At 64.7% G+C, this 17,325-nt stretch carries 18 protein-coding genes; 5 read left to right on the top strand and 13 right to left on the bottom strand.

What is annotated here, in order from left to right; genetic code table 11:
- Positions 1 to 13: 13 nt before the first annotated feature.
- The 3 genes from pheT to ACIQTZ_RS17410 all read right to left on the bottom strand — a co-directional run bounded on the left by pheT (position 14) and on the right by ACIQTZ_RS17410 (position 4,600).
- Positions 14 to 2,557, bottom strand: a complete 2,544-nt coding sequence (gene pheT, locus ACIQTZ_RS17420; RefSeq protein ID WP_402982527.1) for a phenylalanine--tRNA ligase subunit beta — start codon at positions 2,555 to 2,557, stop codon at positions 14 to 16.
- 2 nt (positions 2,558 to 2,559) lie between these two features.
- On the bottom strand, positions 2,560 to 3,621 hold the full coding sequence (pheS, locus tag ACIQTZ_RS17415; RefSeq protein ID WP_397324055.1) for a phenylalanine--tRNA ligase subunit alpha: 1,062 nt from the start codon (positions 3,619 to 3,621) through the stop codon (positions 2,560 to 2,562).
- 118 nt (positions 3,622 to 3,739) lie between these two features.
- On the bottom strand, positions 3,740 to 4,600 hold the full coding sequence (locus ACIQTZ_RS17410; RefSeq protein WP_400331562.1) for an LppM family (lipo)protein: 861 nt from the start codon (positions 4,598 to 4,600) through the stop codon (positions 3,740 to 3,742).
- A gap of 98 nt (positions 4,601 to 4,698) precedes the next feature.
- Here ACIQTZ_RS17410 and ACIQTZ_RS17405 point away from each other — a divergent pair, with 98 nt between their 5' ends.
- Both ACIQTZ_RS17405 and ACIQTZ_RS17400 read left to right on the top strand, forming a co-directional pair.
- Positions 4,699 to 5,142, top strand: coding sequence for a hypothetical protein (locus tag ACIQTZ_RS17405; protein WP_402982525.1), 444 nt, complete (start codon positions 4,699 to 4,701; stop codon positions 5,140 to 5,142).
- Positions 5,139 to 5,771, top strand: coding sequence for an SIMPL domain-containing protein (locus ACIQTZ_RS17400; protein ID WP_402982524.1), 633 nt, complete (start codon positions 5,139 to 5,141; stop codon positions 5,769 to 5,771). Before ACIQTZ_RS17405 ends, ACIQTZ_RS17400 begins: the two co-directional genes overlap by 4 nt.
- Positions 5,772 to 5,778: 7 nt before the next feature.
- Here the strand turns inward: ACIQTZ_RS17400 and pcp are convergent, their stop codons facing one another.
- On the bottom strand, positions 5,779 to 6,420 hold the full coding sequence (gene pcp, locus ACIQTZ_RS17395) for a pyroglutamyl-peptidase I (RefSeq protein WP_402982522.1): 642 nt from the start codon (positions 6,418 to 6,420) through the stop codon (positions 5,779 to 5,781).
- 76 nt (positions 6,421 to 6,496) lie between these two features.
- On the opposite strand from pcp, the gene ACIQTZ_RS17390 reads away from it, so the two are divergent.
- Positions 6,497 to 7,594: an Rv2578c family radical SAM protein gene (locus ACIQTZ_RS17390; protein ID WP_402982520.1), complete on the top strand. Its 1,098-nt coding sequence runs from the start codon at positions 6,497 to 6,499 to the stop codon at positions 7,592 to 7,594.
- 9 nt (positions 7,595 to 7,603) lie between these two features.
- Here ACIQTZ_RS17390 and ACIQTZ_RS17385 read toward each other — a convergent pair whose 3' ends face one another.
- Positions 7,604 to 8,038, bottom strand: a complete 435-nt coding sequence (locus tag ACIQTZ_RS17385) for a (deoxy)nucleoside triphosphate pyrophosphohydrolase (protein WP_402982519.1) — start codon at positions 8,036 to 8,038, stop codon at positions 7,604 to 7,606.
- Positions 8,039 to 8,169: 131 nt separating this feature from the next.
- On the opposite strand from ACIQTZ_RS17385, the gene ACIQTZ_RS17380 reads away from it, so the two are divergent.
- On the top strand, positions 8,170 to 9,372 hold the full coding sequence (locus ACIQTZ_RS17380) for an MFS transporter (protein WP_402982517.1): 1,203 nt from the start codon (positions 8,170 to 8,172) through the stop codon (positions 9,370 to 9,372).
- Between the two features lie 65 nt (positions 9,373 to 9,437).
- Here ACIQTZ_RS17380 and ACIQTZ_RS17375 read toward each other — a convergent pair whose 3' ends face one another.
- The 5 genes from ACIQTZ_RS17375 to infC all read right to left on the bottom strand — a co-directional run bounded on the left by ACIQTZ_RS17375 (position 9,438) and on the right by infC (position 13,490).
- Complete coding sequence (locus ACIQTZ_RS17375) at positions 9,438 to 10,355, bottom strand: cation diffusion facilitator family transporter (protein WP_402982515.1); 918 nt, start codon at positions 10,353 to 10,355, stop codon at positions 9,438 to 9,440.
- Positions 10,356 to 10,446: 91 nt separating this feature from the next.
- Positions 10,447 to 11,379, bottom strand: a complete 933-nt coding sequence (locus ACIQTZ_RS17370; protein WP_402982514.1) for a TrmH family RNA methyltransferase — start codon at positions 11,377 to 11,379, stop codon at positions 10,447 to 10,449.
- Positions 11,380 to 11,405: 26 nt separating this feature from the next.
- The gene (gene rplT / locus ACIQTZ_RS17365) at positions 11,406 to 12,080 is read right to left on the bottom strand and encodes a 50S ribosomal protein L20 (RefSeq protein ID WP_400331540.1); all 675 of its coding nucleotides are present in this window, start codon (positions 12,078 to 12,080) and stop codon (positions 11,406 to 11,408) included.
- A gap of 119 nt (positions 12,081 to 12,199) precedes the next feature.
- Complete coding sequence (gene rpmI, locus ACIQTZ_RS17360; RefSeq protein ID WP_347110628.1) at positions 12,200 to 12,394, bottom strand: 50S ribosomal protein L35; 195 nt, start codon at positions 12,392 to 12,394, stop codon at positions 12,200 to 12,202.
- A 118-nt stretch (positions 12,395 to 12,512) separates the two neighbouring features.
- Positions 12,513 to 13,490 carry a translation initiation factor IF-3 gene (gene infC, locus ACIQTZ_RS17355; RefSeq protein WP_402982512.1) on the bottom strand — a complete coding sequence of 326 codons (978 nt, stop codon included), beginning with the start codon at positions 13,488 to 13,490 and terminating at the stop codon, positions 12,513 to 12,515.
- 377 nt (positions 13,491 to 13,867) lie between these two features.
- Between infC and ACIQTZ_RS17350 the strand changes: the two genes are divergently transcribed.
- Positions 13,868 to 14,257 (top strand): DUF1844 domain-containing protein, encoded by a 390-nt coding sequence (locus ACIQTZ_RS17350; protein ID WP_400331535.1) that lies wholly within the window; start codon positions 13,868 to 13,870, stop codon positions 14,255 to 14,257.
- An 80-nt stretch (positions 14,258 to 14,337) separates the two neighbouring features.
- Here ACIQTZ_RS17350 and ACIQTZ_RS17345 read toward each other — a convergent pair whose 3' ends face one another.
- Genes ACIQTZ_RS17345 through priA form a run of 3 tightly spaced genes read right to left on the bottom strand, consistent with a single transcriptional unit; the run spans position 14,338 to position 17,321 of the window.
- Entirely contained in the window at positions 14,338 to 15,639 is a 1,302-nt protein-coding gene (locus tag ACIQTZ_RS17345; RefSeq protein ID WP_402982510.1) for an MFS transporter, read from the bottom strand.
- Between the two features lie 51 nt (positions 15,640 to 15,690).
- Positions 15,691 to 16,578: an SseB family protein gene (locus ACIQTZ_RS17340; protein WP_402982509.1), complete on the bottom strand. Its 888-nt coding sequence runs from the start codon at positions 16,576 to 16,578 to the stop codon at positions 15,691 to 15,693.
- On the bottom strand, positions 16,578 to 17,321 hold the full coding sequence (gene priA / locus ACIQTZ_RS17335; protein WP_400331529.1) for a bifunctional 1-(5-phosphoribosyl)-5-((5-phosphoribosylamino)methylideneamino)imidazole-4-carboxamide isomerase/phosphoribosylanthranilate isomerase PriA: 744 nt from the start codon (positions 17,319 to 17,321) through the stop codon (positions 16,578 to 16,580). The genes ACIQTZ_RS17340 and priA overlap by 1 nt, the downstream gene beginning before the upstream one ends.
- Positions 17,322 to 17,325: the final 4 nt, after the last annotated feature.

Below are 17,325 nucleotides of genomic sequence, written 5' to 3'. Positions count from 1 at the left end.
TGTTCGGTCTGGACTAGCGCTGGACTGCTCCGAACCGCTCTGCGGCAACGGCAACGGCGGCAGCGCGGGCTTCGGAGGCCTCGTCCGCAGTCAGGGTGCGGTCAGCGGCCCGGAAACGAAGGCCGAAGGCCAACGACTTCTTGCCTTCCTCGATGCCCGGACCCACGTAGACATCGAACAGCGCGACGTCTTCGAGGAGCTCTCCGGCACCTTCGCGGAGTGCGGCCAGAACCTGGTCAGCAGGCACATCCTGCGGAACCACCAAGGCCACGTCCTGGGTTGCCACGGGGAACCCGGAAATGTGTTTGGCCACGATCACGTCGGCCGCTGCTTCGAACAGCGCGTCCACGTCGATCTCCATGGCCACGGACCGCGCCGGCATGTCGTGCGCAGCGAGGAGCTTGGGGTGGAGTTCGCCCGCGTAGCCCACCACGTCTCCGTTCCGGAGGGCCAGCTGGGCCGCCCGGCCGGGGTGGAACGCCTGGTGGCTGCCCTGGCTTACCACCAGCTCGACGCCCACGACGTCTCCGATGAGACGTGCAACATCCAGTCCGTCAGCCCAATCCCACGCCCGGGGCGTGTGGGTCGCAGCGGCCGGTGAATCGTGGCCCGTGAGGACAGCGGCGATGTGCAGCGGCTGGTGCGGAACGCCGTCGAACAGGCCCTCAAGAACCTCATCCGAAGGCTTGATGCCCAGCGGAGGGATGGACTCAGTCCCCAACCGGTCGCCCGGCAGGAAGACCGAGCCGGCCTCGTACAGGGCGAGGTCGCGGAAACCGCGCGACTGGTTGCGGCGGACAACCTCGATCAGCCCGGGCAGGATGGACGTACGGAGGTAGCCGTGTTCCTCGCTGATCGGGTTGGCGAGCTTCAACGCCGGGCGCTGCGCACCTTCCGCGGCCACGCCGAAGGTGTCGTTGGCCGCCTTGGAGACGAACGGGTAGGACAGGACTTCCGTCAGGCCGGCGTCCGCCAGCGCCTGCACCACGCGACGCTTCTGCTGCTGCGTGCGGCTCAAACCACGGCCCGGAGGCGCCACCGGAAGGGTGGCCGGAATGTTGTCGTAACCCACCAGGCGGGCGATTTCCTCGGAGAGGTCTTCTTTGGTTTCGAGGTCGTTCCGCCAGCTCGGTGCCGTCACGGTGTAGCCGGAAGCGGTCTTCTCCACGGAGGCACCGAGGTCTGCGAGCGATGTGGTGATCTGTTCCTCGGTGAAGTCGATGCCAATGCGCTTGGACGCGAAGTCACCGGGCAGTTCGATGGTGACGGCGTCCGGCGCGGTCCCGACGTCGGTTCCGGCCTCGTCAGCCGTGCCACCGGCCAGCTCCACCAACAGGTCCACGACGCGCTGCGCGGCGATGTTGGCGATGTGCCAGTCGACGCCACGCTCGAAGCGCTTGGACGCCTCCGAGGGAAGCTTGTGGCGACGACGTGAACGGGCGATCGAGACCTCGTCGAAGTGCGCGGCTTCCACCAGGATGTTGGTGGTGGAGTCCGAAACCTCGGTGTGGGCACCGCCCATGACGCCTGCGATGCCGATGGCGCCGGAGTCGTCGGTGATCAGGAGGTCCTCGACATCGAGCGTGCGCTCCTTGTCGTCGAGGGTGGTGATCTTCTCCCCCGCCACGGCACGGCGCACCACAATGTCGCCCGAGAGCCTGTCAAGGTCGTAGCAGTGGTTCGGCTGTCCGAGTTCCAGCATGACGTAGTTGGAGATGTCCACGGGCAGCGAGATGCTCCGGATACCGGCGAGGCGCAACCGGGAAGACATCCACGGCGGGGTGGGACGCGAGGGATCGACGCCCCGGACCGTGCGGGCCACGAAGCGGTCGCATCCGGGCTTGCCATAAATGGGTGCGTCGTCGTTGAGCTTGACGCCGTAACCGCCCTGCAGGCTGGCCGGCGCGCTCACCTTGGAGGCGGGGTCGGTGAAGACAGTCCCTGTGGCGTGGGCGTATTCGCGGGCGACACCACGGATGGAGAACGCGTACCCGCGGTCCGGGGTCACGTTGATCTCCGCAGCCTGGTCGTAGAGACCCAGGAGTTCCATGGCGTCCGTGCCAATTTCGGGGTCGAGGCCAATGCTGGACAGCACCAGGATGCCATCGTGGTCCTCGCCGATGCCCAGTTCACGCACGGAGGCAATCATGCCGGCAGACAAGTGGCCGTACGTCTTGCGCGCGGAGATGTGGAAGTCTCCGGGGAGCACGGCACCAGGCAGCGTGACCACTACCTTGTCGCCTTCCACGAAGTTGTGGGCACCACAGATAATGCCCTGCACACCGGAAGGATCGATTCCCTTGCCCGTGAGGGTCTGTTCCTGTCCTTCCGGAACGACGCGGACCTGGCACCAGTTGATGGTCTTGCCGTTGGTCTGCGGCTCCTTGACGAGGCTCAACACCTGGCCAACCACGACGGGCCCCTTCAGGGCATCCGTGGGACGGTGGACTTCTTCTTCTTCGAAACCGACCTTGACCAAATCGGCCATGACGTCTTCGGCCGTTGCGTCGGCCGGTACCTGCGCGAACTCACGCAGCCAGGAAAGTGGGATACGCACTGTTAGATCTCCATCCCGAAGTGCTCGCTGAAACGTACATCGCCCTCGATCATGTCGCGCATGTCGCCGACCTCGTTGCGGAACATGAGCGTGCGCTCAATGCCCATGCCGAAGGCAAAACCTGAATAGACATCCGGATCAATGCCGGCCGCCCTGAGGACGTTGGGGTTGACCATGCCGCAGCCACCCCATTCGATCCAACGCGGACCGCCCTTGGCACCGGGGTGCCAGATGTCCAGCTCGGCGGACGGCTCGGTGAACGGGAAGTAGTTGGGGCGCAGGCGGATGGACGCTTCGTCGCCGAACATCTGGCGCGCGAAGTGCTCCAGCGTGCCGCGGAGGTCCGCCATGCTCAGGTTCTTGTCGATGGCCAGGCCCTCGAACTGGTGGAACACCGGCGTGTGCGTGGCATCCAGTTCGTCCGTGCGGAATACCTTGCCCGGGCACAGGACATAGATGGGCACTTCGCGCTCAAGCATGGAACGAACCTGAACGGGTGATGTGTGGGTTCGCATCAGCAGGTGCGCCTCGGGCGGTTCCACGAAGAACGTGTCCTGCATTTCACGCGCAGGGTGGTCCGGCTTGAAGTTCAAGGCGTCGAAGTTGAACCACTCGGACTCGACCTCCGGGCCTTCGGCGATTTCCCAGCCCATGCCCACGAAGATGTCCGAAACGCGGTCCTGCAACGTGGACAGCGGGTGGCGGGCACCGGCGCGGCGGCGACGCGGGGCCGCCGTGACGTCCACCGTTTCCTCCACGAGGATCCGGGCGTCGTTCTCCGCTTCGAGAACCTGCGTGCGCGCTGCGAGCGCCTGGTTGACCCGGCCACGCGATGAACCCATCAGCTTGCCGGCTGCCGCTTTGTGCTCCTTGGCCAGGCCACCGATTTCACGGTTGGCGAGGCTGAGCGGCGACTTCTCACCGGTGTGGGCGAGGCGGACGGCCTTGAGTTCTTCGAGGGAGGATGCGGCCGCAATGGCGGCGACGGCGTCCTCAACGGCGGCGGTGATGGCGGCCTCATCCAGCGGATTCGGGATGGCAGCGCCTGGCAAAGTGTCAGTCATCTACTGTTCTTAGCTACGAGTCGGGAACGGCCGGCATGGCTGGCCTGCAAAACAAGAGGCAGTGTCCGCCGTGGCGAACACTGCCTTCCAGTCTAGTAGAACCTTCCCTACCGGGTCTTCAGGGGGCCGGAGGTGCGGCGGGCGGCGGCGGTGTGGGTCCGCCGTCGTTCCTTGGCTGCGGAGCCTGGCCGGGAGTGTAGCCCTGGCCCGCCCAATCCTGCTGTGGCGCGTATCCCGCGGGTCCGTTCTGTCCAGGTCCATACTGCGCCTGCCCGTACTGTGCGGCCGGAGCGGAGGCCGGAACGGGCTTCGGCGCACGACGCCTCAGGAGTACGAACAGCAGCACAACGGCAGCAGCCACCACGGCGACACCCACGACCAACCAGATGATCCACAGCGGGAACCCGGCGTTGGCCTCGGCTTTGACCTGGACGGTGGATTCACTGATGGACAGCATGTCGAACGTTGCGGTGTTCCCATCGACAGTGGCTCCCTTGGCCTCGACTACCTTGCCGGGGAAAGTGAAGCGGACCGAGGCTTCGTCGAACATCGACCTGGCCATGCCGGCCGAGGACGGGTCGCTGGAGTCGGTCCCCGTGACGCCGCCCATGGAGAGGACGTAGAAGTCGCCTTCCTTCTTGAGCTCGAAGGGGTTCTCTGAACTGGAGGACTCCGCAAGCTTCGCCGGATCAAGGTTGGTGGCGGTGATCTTCTTGCCCTTGTACTTTTCGTCCTCGTAGTCCACCACTGTGGATCCCTCGGGGATATCCATCTCCTGGCTGCCCGTGCCGTTGGACTTCATGAACTCGTCAAAGGACTTCTCTCCCAGAACGGACTTCTGGATTGCGTAGACCACTTCATAGTCGACGCTCTTCTCGCTGTTGACCTTGACGGACATGTTGAGCTTGACGCAGCCGGTCAGGGCCAGCATGACGGCGACCAGTACGGCAAGGACGCCTGCAGCGCGCTTCACTTTCATTTCTTCTTCCCCCAAATGGTGACGTGGACTGGGTGGGTGCTGGATCAGCGTAACCCGCGGCCGGCGCGGCGCGGGGTACGCCGGGCTAGCATGGCTTCATGACTCCCGGGCAGCGCCTGCGACAGATCGCCAACGCCGTCAATCTCAGTACGCCGTTGGGCTTGCTGGTTGCGGCGGCCTCACGGTCCCGGTTGTCGAAAGGACCGCGCGGCCTGCTCATCGCGGCCGGCTACCACTGGAAGATCCCGCATGCCGGGGCGTTCACGCTGGGGAACGTCATTTTGTACCGGTCGCCCCACGGTGTTGCCGGCGCCAATGAGAGGTTGCTGGCCCACGAGGAACGGCACAGCACACAGTACGCCTGGTGCCTGGGGCTCCCGTTCCTTCCCCTGTACGGAGTGGCCGCAGCGTGGTCCATGCTGAGGACCGGGAGCCCCGGCTTGGCCAACATCTTCGAGCGCCATGCCGGATTGGAAGCCGGCGGTTACATTGACCAACAAAGGCCGGGCGTTCCAGCCCGCAAGCGAAGCGAGGCGGTATGAAGCGAACCATCACAGTCACAGGTACGGCGAGCGCCAAGGCTGCGCCGGACCTGGTGACGCTGACGCTGGGTGTCGAAACCCGCCGGGACTCGGCAGCGCTGGCTTATTCCGACGCCGGACACGCCGCGGGTGCTGTAGCGGCCAGCCTGCGCCAAGCCGGCGTGGCGGACGTCGACCTGCAGACCAGCGGCTTGAGCCTGCGCGCCGACCTGGTGTGGGTGGAGGGCCAGGGACAAAAGGTCTCGGGGTACATCGCATCCACGAACCTGCTGGTGGCCATCCGCTCGCAAGCCGACGCGCCTGCCGCCCTTGCCGCGGCGGTGGCCGCTGGTGGAGACGACATCCGGATCAATGGCATTGGGCAGGGCTTCTCCGACGCTTCCCGCGTGACCGCTGCCGCACAGGAGGCGGCGTGGGCCGACGCCGAGCGCAGGGCACAGCAGTATGCCCAGTTGGCGGGAGCCCGGCTGGGCAGCGTGGTGACCGTTTCCCAGCAGCCGACGCCGGGCGCCCCGGTTCCGGTGGGTGGCATGGCCAGGGCCTACGCGGCCGAAGCCATGCCCGTTGAAGCGGGAGAGTCATCGGTGACGGCAAGCGTCACGGTGGAGTGGGAGCTCCTGGCCGGCTAAGCCCTGGTCAGTGGATGGCTCCTGCGGACAGCTTTGCATCGGTGCCGGTTTGGGCCGCGGTACGAATAACGACGGCGATGCCCCTCGCCATTGATTCGAGGGGCATGGACGGTGCCGTGCTGCCCTGAACGAGATCCTCCGTGGCATACGGCACGTGGACAAATCCACCCCTGGCCCCGGTCCGGTCGTTCAAAGCGTGCATCAGCGCGTAGAAAACATGGTTGCAAACGTAGGTTCCGGCGGATTGGGAGACTTCTCCTTTGATGCCCTCAATCTGCAGGCTCCGCAAGGCCGCCTTGATGGGCAGGGTGGTGAAGTAGGCGGCAGGACCCCGGGGCACTACTTCCTGGTCGATGGGACGGTTGCCCTTGTTGTCGGGGATGCGGGCGTCGTCGCAATTAATGGCCACGCGCTCCAAGGAAATCCGGCTGCGGCCACCGGCCAGGCCAACACTGAGGACCAGTTCCGGTTGGTGGGCCTCAATGGCCTGCAGCAACACATCGACCGATTCGCCAAAGACACAGGGCAGCTCGACCGTCTCCACCGTCAGGCCCTCGGCGCGGAGTATCCGGGCGGCCTGCAGCACAGCGGTCCACGACGGATTGGTGGCATCGCCGCCGAAGGGTTCGAATCCAGTCAGCAGGATCATGGGCCAACCTTAGCAACGCCTGGAACCGGCTTCGAAGCACTTGACTTTAATTCGAACATACCTTCGAATGGAAGTCATGAGATGGGACGCACAAGCACTTTCACCAAGCCGTGAACGCGTACCCGGATCCGGTGCCGGCACAGCTCCCGGCCCTGCCCCGGTTGTGGATGCCTTGCTGCCGCTCTCCGGGTTGGTGCGTTCCATCTCAACACCCGAATTCTCCGGAGTCACCTTCCATGAGGTCACCGCCAAGTCAGTGCTCAATAAGGTGGCTGCCGGTTCCCAGATGCCGTTCGAGTGGACCGTGAATCCTTATCGCGGCTGCAGCCATGCGTGTGTCTATTGCTTCGCACGGAAAACCCACACCTATCTGGACTTTGATTCCGGCCGCGATTTCGACTCCCAAGTGGTGGTCAAGATCAACGCGGCCGAGGTCCTGCGCAAAGAGCTGGCCAAACCCTCATGGCAACACCACCCCGTGGCGCTGGGCACCAATACGGACCCCTACCAACGCGCCGAGGGCCGCTACTCCCTCATGCCGGGAATCATCCGCGCCCTGGCAGACTCCGGAACCCCGTTTTCCATCCTGACCAAAGGCACCCTGTTGTCCCGGGACATCCCTTTGCTCAAGCACGCAGCCACCATGGTTCCAGTAGACCTTGGAATCTCGTTGGCCATGACCAACCAGGACCTCGCGGAGCTCATGGAGCCAGGGACGCCCTCCCCCAAAGCCCGGTTGAAGTTGATTGCCAGGCTTCGCGACGCGGGGCTCGGCTGCGGCGTCATGGCCATGCCCATCCTGCCGTGGCTCACTGACTCGGATGAGGCCTTGGACTCGTTGTTCTCCGAACTCGCCGCGGCAGGCACCACGGGGGTCACCGCCGGGGCGCTCTACCTCAAGCCCGGAACCCGCGAGTGGTACATGGAATGGCTGGCCCATAACCATCCGGAACTCGTGGGCAGGTACCGTCGGCTCTACGGGAAGGGCTCCTACGCGCCCAAGGAATACCGGACATGGCTGGCGGGGCGGGTCAATCACTTCAAGGCCAAATATGGCTTCGCGGGTACGCACGGGTTCAGCCACAGAAACGCCCGGCCCCGGACTACGGAACCGGCGCACGACGCCGCCCATCCTGCGGGGGCCACCGAGGCGGGCCAGGAGACCTTGTTCTAAGACAGGCCCCTACAGCGCGGAGGTGGCCACGCGCTCCAGCAACGCCCGCACGATGGGAAAGTCGGCGGGGATCCATTCGAGCTCCAGGACTTCGTTCCCGTCGAGGGATACCCACCGCAGTTCGTCGTGGTCTTCCAAGGGACGGGGCTCTCCGCCGGTCAGTTCAGCGAACCACACCCGCATCGCGGCCCGCCCATTCAGGGTCCAGCCGGAGGTGCTGCCGGACTGCAGTTCCTCGCCCAGGCGGACAGTGACGCCCAGTTCCTCCATGAGCTCCCGTTGGAGTGCCGATTCCGCCGACTCCCCGGCTTCCACCTTCCCACCAGGGAACTCCCACATCCCCGCGAACTGGGGAGGCGCGGTACGGCGTGCGGCCAGGAGGAGGGCAGGAGCTGAAAGGGAATCGACCACAGCCGCGCCCACCACGTTGATCAATGCAGTCACTGGATAAGTCTAGGCGTGGCGGGACCATGGGCATCATCACAAAACAAAGCCCCGCAGGCCGCTGGCCACTAAACTTGATCTCGGTTTTTCTTCCTACCCCGGCCCCGGGGACACCCTCACGAAGCAGGCTTATGACTACCACCATGTCCCCACCCACCTCCCGTCCCACGCGGCGCCACCTTGGTTTGGCCATCCTGTCGCTGGCCATGGGTGGGTTTGCGATCGGAACCACCGAGTTCGCCATGATGGGGCTTCTGAAAGAGGTAGAGGACGGGCTTCGCATCAGCACGCCCGAGGCCGGGAACCTGATTTCGGCCTATGCACTGGGCGTGGTCATCGGCGCGCCGGTCTTCGCGGCCTTCGGGGCCAAGCTCCCCCGCAAGCACCTGGCGCTGGGACTGATGCTCTTCCTGTCCATCGCCAACCTGACCTCTTTCATCGCACCTGATTACGGACTCATGCTGTTGTCCCGGTTCGCATCGGGCCTCCCCCACGGCGCCTACTTCGGTGTTGCCGCGGTCATCGCCGCCAGCCTCGTGGCACCCACCAAACGCGGCTGGGCCATTTCCATGGTCATGGCCGGACTCACCGTGTCCAACGTCATCGGCGTCCCCCTGGCCACCTGGGTGGGACAAACGTTCGGATGGCGGCTCCTCTTCGTGATCGTCGGTGCGATCGGCCTGGTCACCGTGTCGATGGTCTGGAAGTTCGTACCCTTCGAGCCGGTCCATCCGGAGGCGAGCATCAGGCGCGAACTGGGCGCCCTCAAGCGTCTCCAGGTTTGGCTTGCACTCTTGATCGGCATCATTGGCTTCGGCGGCTTCTTTGCCGTCTACACCTACATCGCCCACACGATGACCAGCGTGGCCGGTATCCCGGAGAGCCTCATTCCGGCGGTCGTGGCCCTGTACGGCGTTGGCATGGTGGTGGGCAACATCATCGGTGGCAGGATCGCGGACCGTTCCGTCATGGGCACCATCTACCTGGTGATGCCCGGCATCGCCGTAGCCCTGGTGGTGTATGCGATTGCTGCGCACTGGGCCTGGTCCGCCTTCCTCATGGCTTTCGTCGTCGGCGGAATCGGCTCCATGCTGACACCCGCGCTCCAAACCCGCCTCCTGGACGCGGCTCCCGGCGCGGCTTCGCTGGCTTCCTCCTTGAACCATTCGGCCCTCAACATAGCCAACGCCCTCGGAGCATTCCTCGGCGGAACCGTGATCGCCTGGGGTTGGGGTTACGTTGCTCCGGCGCTGGTAGGCGCTGTCCTTGCCGTGCTCGGCCTGGGCGTAGCTGTGGTCAGCGGCTTGGTGGAACGCAGGAGGCCCCTGGCCTGACAGTTGCAGAACCAAAAAGTGATCGGCTCCGCAGTGCGGAGCCGATCGCTTTTTCCTATGTCCTATCAGGACTGGACGCGTTCCAGGTCGGGTTCCAGGTAGATGACCCGCGCAATCGGAACCGCCGCACGGATCCGTTGTTCGGCGTCGTCAATCACCTTGGCGATGGCCTGGCCGGTATCGGCGGCTCCCATGGTGATCTTCGCGGCCACCAGCAACTCCTCGGGACCCAGGTGCATGGTCTTGAGGTGGATGATCCGTGTTCCGTCCGCCATAAGGGCCTCGGTAATCCGGGACACATCCTCCTTGGTGGCCGACTCGCCCAGCAACAGGGACTTGGTTTCCAGGGCCAGGACAACGGCGATGGCCACCAACAGGAGGCCGATCATTCCCGTGCCGAAAGCGTCCCAGACGCCGTTTCCGGTCGCCAGCGTCATGCTGACCCCGAAGAGGGCAAAGAGCAGGCCCAGGAGCGCGCCAAAGTCCTCCAACAGGATGACGGGCAGTTCGGGTTGCTTGGCGTTCCGGATGAACGAGACCCAGCTTTGATTGCCCCGGAGATGGTTGGATTCGATGATGGCGGTACGGAAGGAGAACCCCTCGGCAATGATCGCACCACCCAGGACAGCGAGCGGAACCCACCAGAAGGTGCCTTCAATGCCGTGGGGGTCGTGGAACTTCTCCCACGCCTCATACAGGGCGAACAAGCCGCCGACGCTGAAAAGCACAATCGAGACGATAAAGGCGTAGATGTAGCGTTCACGTCCGTAGCCGAACGGATGTTCCGGGTCGGCCGCACGCTTGGCGCGTTTCCCGCCTACCAGCAGCAGGATCTGGTTACCGGAATCGGCCAGGGAGTGGATCGCTTCGGCCAGCATGGACGAAGACAGCGTCAGGATGAAGGCCAGGAACTTCAGTACAGCGATGGTCAGGTTCGCGGCGAGTGCCGCCACAATCGCTTTGGTACCGCCACTTGCAGCCACGGAAGTCACCTTTTCGGTTTCGGGAGTGATGGGAGTGGGCCAGGACAGGCCATCGACCTGCCTTGACGGCAACAAAGTACCCGGAGCGTGGCTACTTATGCATTTCGCCGGCGGGAGCGCTGGTGAAGACCGCTCCTTGCTGGGACCGGGCACTGGCGTACAGGCACACCGTGGCCGCCGTTCCCAGGTTGAGGCTTTCGGCTGAACCGTAGACGGGCACAGCCACCCGATGGTCGGCCAGGCCGAGTTCCGCATCGGAGAGACCCTGCGCCTCATTGCCGAAGAGCCAGGCCGTGGGCGCTTCCAGCGCGTAGTCCGAAGCAACATCCCCGTTGCCGAGCCGCCGGGCGGCGTTCTCGTCCTGCAGCTTGTCCAGGTTCACGGTGCCGTAGCCGTCCGCTGCAAGGACGCCAATCCCACGCGCCTTACAGAGCGCCACGAGTTCCTCGACATCAGCCCCAAGGACAACAGGAAGGTGGAAGAGGGAGCCAGCCGTGGAGCGTACGGCCTTCGGATTGTAGATGTCCACGCTGCTGCCGGTCAGCACCACAGCGTCCGCGCCCGCTGCGTCGGCGGCCCGCAGTACGGTTCCCGCGTTACCGGGGTCGCGCACTTGGCACATCACGGCAAGAAGGCGGGGACCGGCGTCGAGCACGCTCTCAAGGCTGACGTCCACAAAGCTGCACACGGCCACGACGCCCTGCGGATTGACGGTGTCCGCCATGGCGGCCAACACATCATCGCTGGCCAGCCGGAGCTGCGTGCCACGGGCCAGCTCCGCAAGTTCGGGAAGCCTGTCCAGGCACGCTTCGCTGGCAAAGACTTCATGGACGACGGCGGCACCTCCGGCCGCGAGCCGCTCACGGTGGAGGGTCAGCGCCTCCCGCACGGCCTGCGGTCCTTCAGCGAGGAACCGGCCGCGCTTTAAACGCGCCGGGCGCCCGGCAAGTTTGGCGACATCCCTTACCCGATCAGCTCGGGGGTTGGTCATCGTTATTTCTTGCGGGCGCCCGGTTTCGTTCATATAAAGAACTTTAGTGGCAGTTGCGACTAGTTCTTGATCTGCTGGCGGGCTTCGCCACCTGCGGGCTCGAAGCCTGCGGCCTTGGCAGCCTCAACGGTGGAGAACCAGTACTCAGCGGCAGTGTTCTCGTACCAGGTGGAACCCGGAACGTGGTACTTCTTGGACTCGGCGTTGCCCTTGATGGCGTGGCCTTCGGGAGCGCCCTCACCCTCAACGGCTGCGATGGCACCGTCGATGGCGGGCTTGTCGGAAACGACAGCCTTGACAGCGGTGGCCGTGGCAGCAGCGGAAGCAACCTTGGCAGCCTTCGGAGCAGCTTCGGCCTTGGCCGGAGCAGACGTGTCAGCCGGGAGGGCAGCCTTGGCAACGTTCACCAGGGCGGTGAAAGCGTTGGCGTCGGAAACAGCCAATTCGGCGAGCATGCGGCGGTCAACCTCAACCTCAGCAGCCTTCAGGCCCTGGATGAGACGGTTGTAGGTGAGGCCGTTGGCGCGGGATGCAGCGTTGATGCGCTGGATCCAGAGGCGACGGAAGTCACCCTTACGCTTGCGGCGGTCGCCGTAGCTGTACACAAACGAGTGCAGCAGCTGCTCTTTTGCCTTGCGGTAAAGGCGCGAACGCTGACCGCGGTAACCCTTTGCGCGTTCGAGGACAACCCGGCGCTTCTTGTGGGCGTTGACCGCCCGCTTCACACGTGCCACGTGCGTACTCCTTCAGAAATCTTTATCCCAAGCTGCTACTGCCGGATCTCCGGCCGGCCTGAGAAGGCTTTTGGTGTAGTCGGTCCCCGCCGGACGGCGGCAACCTTAGAGCTTGGAACTTAGACGCCCAGCATCTTCTTGATGACCTTGGCGTCGCCCTTGAAGACGATCTTGTCGCCGGCGAGGCGACGGGTCAGGGTGGTGGGCTTGTGCTCCAGGTAGTGGCGGCGGTTGGCCTGCTGGCGCTTCAGCTTGCCGGTGCCGGTCAGCTTGAAGCGCTTCTTAGCACCGCTGTGGGTCTTCATCTTCGGCATGGGAACCGATCTCCTTACGTATCCACGGACAATGTCCGCAGTTCTTTCGTGCAGCCTGCCTCCAAGGGCCGGCGTGCTGGTTGCTTGCCGTTCGGAGCGGAGCTCCTTGGGCGTCGAACTAGTTGGTCTTGCGTGATGCAGGCTTCGGCGCGGCCTTGGGGGCCGCGGGCCGTGCGCCCGGCTTGGGAGCTGCAGGCTTGGCCATCGGCTTCGGAACCGCCGGAACGGCAGGCTTCGGAGCGGACGGGACAACAGGCTTCGGCGCTTCCGGTGCAGGTGCCGCTACGGGAGCGGGAGCCGGAGCTTCCTCAGCAACAGCGGCTTCCTCGGCAGCCGGGGCTTCCTCAGCAACCGGCGTTTCCTCCGGAGCCTCCGCAACCGCGGGTGCTTCGCTGACGGGAGCTTCCTCGGCTGCCGCCTGCGTGGCTTCCTCGACTACGGGAGCTTCGGTTTCCTGAGTGGCCTCTTCCCCGGCAGCCGTGAGGCCGGCAGGAAGGAGATCCGCGAGGGACTGGGTCATGGGACCCTGGTCGCCCGAGGTGTCCACACGTGCTGCCGCCTTGGCCTCGTTCTGGGCCTTGGCTTCGGCACGCTGTGCTGCGCGGCGGGCTTCGGCCTTGGCCTCGGCCTTGTTCTTGAGCGGACCGATCACCATGACCATGTTGCGGCCATCGATGCGCGGGCTGGACTCGACAACGCCAACCTCGGCAACGTCTTCGGCAAAGCGCTGCAAGAGGCGGATGCCCATTTCGGGACGCTGCTGCTCGCGGCCACGGAACTGGATCATGGCCTTGACCTTGTCACCGGCACCGAGGAAGCGGAGGGCGTGTCCACGCTTGGTTTCGTAGTCGTGCTTGTCGATCTTCAGGCGGAAGCGGATTTCCTTCAGAACCGTGTTGGTCTGGTTCTTGCGGGCTTCGCGCGCCTTGACTGCGGCCTCGTACTTGTACTTGCCGAAGTCCATCAACTTGCAAACAGGAGGCTTAGCCTGCGGGGCAACTTCAACGAGATCGAGATCGGACTCGGCAGCAAGACGCAGGGCGTCCTCAATGCGGACAATTCCTACCTGTTCGCCGGCAGGGCCGACCAGCCGCACCTCGGGGACGCGGATACGCTCATTGATTCTTGGCTCGCTAATGTTAAAGCTCCTGTGGTTGTGGTGAGTTTCACCGGCAAAAAGAGAAGGCCTCCAATTGCTGGTGCAATCGAAGGCCTCGAAGATCGGCGCAGCCCCACGAAGGGAGCCAACTGCACTTCCGGCAATGCCGTGAAGCGTCCGACCAGGTTACCCGGCAACCTTCAAGTCCCGTGAGGGAAGCGGCTGACGCGGGTGGGAGAGAACTCCGCTTGCAAACTGAAAATCAAGTCTACAGAAATAACCCGCCAAGCGCACATTCACACGGCAGGCAAAGACTGCAGTTCCACTAACGTAGAAATAACGACTTCCAGTCGGTCTGTGACAAGCTTACCAGTATGAGCACTGAAGACAGCAATCACCGTAACTCCTTCGGCGGAGACGCGGCAGACACCGGAGTCTCCCAGCAGATCCGCGACATCGCCGAAGTTCCCGCCGTCGAGGTTATTACCACCGGCGCCGTGCACCTCATGAGCGCCGCAGCGGTCAAGGTTGGCCTGGCCGACGATCCCCACGCGGAAGACCTCAAGGACCTTGACGAGGCCCGCAAGCTCATCACCGCCCTGGCCGGCCTGGTCACGGCGGCCGCCCCGGAGATCGGCTCCCAGCATGCCGGTCCTTTGCGCGATGGCCTGCGGTCCCTTCAGCTGGCATTCCGCGAGGCTTCCCTCATCCCGGACGCACCGGGCAAGGGTCCGGGCGAAAAGTTCACCGGCCCGGTGAACTAGCGGCAAGCCCAGGCAGCAAACGACGACGGCGACCCAACCTTTCGGTTCGGGTCGCCGTCGTTGTTAAGGCACAAGGCGCCTCAGACGCGGGCGGCGCGGCGGCGCAAGGACATCAGGACGAAACCTGCAACGCACAGGACGACGCCGGCAGAACCCACAGCAGCGAAGCCCCCGGACGGCCCCACGTTGTCGATGAACACCCCCGCCAGCGGCGCACCAAGGGCCACACCGGCCGTCAGCGCCGAACCGTACCAGCCCATCGCTTCACCACGACGTTCCTCGTCCACAAGGTCGGCAACCTTCTCCGAGGACGCGGACAGCACGGGCGCACACAGCAGGCCGGGGAGGATCGACAGGAAGGCCAGCGTCCACGTGTCCCGTGCAAAGCCCATGGGAATAGTCAGCGCGGCCATGCCCAGCAGGAGGAGCATGGGCGAGACCGGGCGGTTCATGGCGCCGTAAACAAGTCCACCGACCACCGAGGCAGCACACCAGAAGAAGAAGACTATACCGATCTGGTTCTGGTGGCCTCCCCGTTCCAGCAGGCCAACGATGCTCACGTCCGAGCCACTGAGCACCATTCCGGAGCCTGCCGCAACGGCGAACAGCGCAGCTACTGAGACGGTGAACCACGTGAAATTGCGGGCAACGCGGCTCCGCAGGCCACCCTTGGACGCCGAAGGTGCCATTTCGGAGGCAGCCTCCTGGACATGGCCGGGTGCGGAAGCAACCATGGCAGCCTCGGCGGCTGAAAGATCGGCCGCGGCACGTTCCGCGGACTCCCCGGCCGAGCAGGGATCCTCGCTCCTCGTTGGAGGATTGAACCAGATCAGGAACAGGCCAGCCACGGAAACCGACACTCCCACGGCAGTCAAGCCCAGCGCCGAGAAACCGCTCGTGGCGACAATGGCACCGATGGCCGGTCCGATCATGAACACTAGCTCGGTGGCAATCGAATCCAGTGCGAAGGCGCCGCGACGCTGTTCACCATCCACCATCACACCCAGCGACTGCCGGACCACGCTGAAGATGGGCAGCGTGAACAGGCCGCCCACGAACACCAGGGGCAGGAGCCATTGATAGGAAACGTGCGGCACGATCGACCAGATCACGGTCTCGGACACGACGGAAGGAATAAGGGCCTTACGCAAGCCCACCATGTCTACCCGGCGTCCGCGCCAGGGAGCTCCCAGCGCGATCCCGATGGTCATGACTGCCGCGGCAGCCCCCGCTGCGGCGTACCCCTCCCCCAAAGTCAGGACTATGTGCAGCGTCAGCAGGACGCCGGCCGCCGAATGCGGGATGCGGGCCACCATGCCCACCAACAGCAACCGCCGCACAGGGCGGATGGACAGCATCTCCTTGTAGAGAGCGAAATTCACAGCCAGTTTCCTCTTGTTCCCCAAGGCAGCCCCGGGGAACGGGTGCTGCCGTTAATGCTGCGCGGGCTCCTGTGCTGCACGCTGCAGTTTTACTTCAATGGAATCAACGCCCTCGGCAAAGGAATCCATCCTTGCCCAGGCCTCGTTCAATTGGGCCACGAGCGCTTGGACCGCTACGGCGTCCAGCCCGTCCTCAAGGAACAGCACTACCCGCAACTCGGGCCCCGCTCCGCCGCCAGGTACCTGGCGTCCATCGGCCGTCAGGGACGCAACGCCCGCACCGGGCTGCGTCTCAAGCCTGCGGACCGTGCGGAAACCAGAAACCGTGGAAGCGAGAGCAGCCTCCAGTTGATCATCAAGGTAGGACGGCGTCCAGTCCTTCTGCTGGGCAAGAGCCCACATGGCCGGGCGGCGCACCACGAACGTGTAATCCGAGCCCGGGTCCAGGACCAGCAGTTGTGCACCCTCGGATACGGCGGAAAGTGCCGCCCTGGCCGCGTAAACAGCAACAGGCCGGGCCTCCGGATGCCATCGCTCCAGGGCATCCGCGGAAGTGAAGACGGGCATGGCCGTCCTTCCGTCAGGAGCCTTGAGAGTGACCAACGCCATATCAGCCTGCTTGTCGGCATGGAGCCCGTCCACGCCTGCGGCCTCTTCGGCGAGCGTCGCAACCACGGGCACGAAGACCCTGGCCGTGGCGAGCGCCGACACCACATCGGCTTCGCTGCCATTGCCGTCCAGCAAGGCCGCTACTGCGGCGAGGTATCCGGAATCGGCCGAACCGTCGTCGTCCTCGAAGTTGTGGATTTTGGCGGCGTCGCCGTCCAGGCTGCGCCCCGCCCACGGCTGCCCGGCGGAATCGGTGGGCCCGCCTGCACCCGCCAGGGCGGCGGCAATGTGCCCTGGAAGCTCCCGGCGTTGTTCCTGGTGCCCTGCCATCAGCGGCGGCCGGCGACGTCCAGCGCTTCGGGGAGCGTGAAGGCACCGGCGTACAGCGCCTTGCCCACGATCGCACCCTCGACGCCCAGCGGAACCAACTCACGGAGCACGCGGAGGTCCTCAAGGCTGGAAATACCACCCGACGCCACCACTGGCTTACCGGTCTTCTCCACCATCTGGCGGAGCAGTTCGACGTTGGGTCCCTGCAGCGTGCCATCCTTGGTCACGTCGGTGACCACGTAACGGGCGCAGCCGGCGTCCTCAAGACGGGCCAGGACCTCCCAGAGATCGCCGCCCTCCTTGGTCCAGCCGCGGCCGGCCAGCGTGGTTCCGCGGACGTCAAGACCGACGGCGATCTTGTCGCCGAAGCGCTCGATGGCACGGCGGGTCCATTCCGGGTTCTCCAACGCAGCCGTACCGAGGTTCACCCGGGCTACGCCGAGGGCCAGTGCGCGTTCCAGCGACTCATCGTCGCGAAGCCCGCCGGACAACTCCACCTTCACGTTGAGCTGGGAAACCACGTCGCTGATCAGGTCCGCGTTGTTGCCCCGGCCGAAGGCGGCGTCGAGGTCCACCATGTGCACCCACTCAGCGCCGGCTTCCTGCCAGTTCAGGGCTGCTTCAAGGGGCGTGCCATAGCTCGTTTCCGAGCCCGCCTCTCCTTGGAGGAGGCGGACGGCCTGGCCGTCAACAATGTCGACGGCGGGAAGGAGTTCCAGAACGGACTGTGCGGGCGTGGTCATGTGT

It is taken from the genome of Paenarthrobacter sp. NPDC090520 (assembly GCF_044769205.1).
GTDB lineage: Bacteria > Actinomycetota > Actinomycetes > Actinomycetales > Micrococcaceae > Arthrobacter.
This window is presented reverse-complemented; position numbering and strand designations above follow the sequence as displayed.

Bases quoted from the DNA above. Each gene is read 5' to 3' on its own strand.
- pheS (WP_397324055.1), bottom strand. From the start codon at position 3,621: ATGACTGACACTTTGCCAGGCGCTGCCATCCCGAATCCGCTGGATGAG.
- ACIQTZ_RS17410 (WP_400331562.1), bottom strand. From the start codon at position 4,600: ATGAAAGTGAAGCGCGCTGCAGGCGTCCTTGCCGTACTGGTCGCCGTC.
- ACIQTZ_RS17405 (WP_402982525.1), top strand. From the start codon at position 4,699: ATGACTCCCGGGCAGCGCCTGCGACAGATCGCCAACGCCGTCAATCTC.
- ACIQTZ_RS17400 (WP_402982524.1), top strand. From the start codon at position 5,139: ATGAAGCGAACCATCACAGTCACAGGTACGGCGAGCGCCAAGGCTGCG.
- pcp (WP_402982522.1), bottom strand. From the start codon at position 6,420: ATGATCCTGCTGACTGGATTCGAACCCTTCGGCGGCGATGCCACCAAT.
- ACIQTZ_RS17390 (WP_402982520.1), top strand. From the start codon at position 6,497: ATGAGATGGGACGCACAAGCACTTTCACCAAGCCGTGAACGCGTACCC.
- ACIQTZ_RS17380 (WP_402982517.1), top strand. From the start codon at position 8,170: ATGACTACCACCATGTCCCCACCCACCTCCCGTCCCACGCGGCGCCAC.
- ACIQTZ_RS17370 (WP_402982514.1), bottom strand. From the start codon at position 11,379: ATGAACGAAACCGGGCGCCCGCAAGAAATAACGATGACCAACCCCCGA.
- rpmI (WP_347110628.1), bottom strand. From the start codon at position 12,394: ATGCCGAAGATGAAGACCCACAGCGGTGCTAAGAAGCGCTTCAAGCTG.
- ACIQTZ_RS17350 (WP_400331535.1), top strand. From the start codon at position 13,868: ATGAGCACTGAAGACAGCAATCACCGTAACTCCTTCGGCGGAGACGCG.
- ACIQTZ_RS17340 (WP_402982509.1), bottom strand. From the start codon at position 16,578: ATGGCAGGGCACCAGGAACAACGCCGGGAGCTTCCAGGGCACATTGCC.
- priA (WP_400331529.1), bottom strand. From the start codon at position 17,321: ATGACCACGCCCGCACAGTCCGTTCTGGAACTCCTTCCCGCCGTCGAC.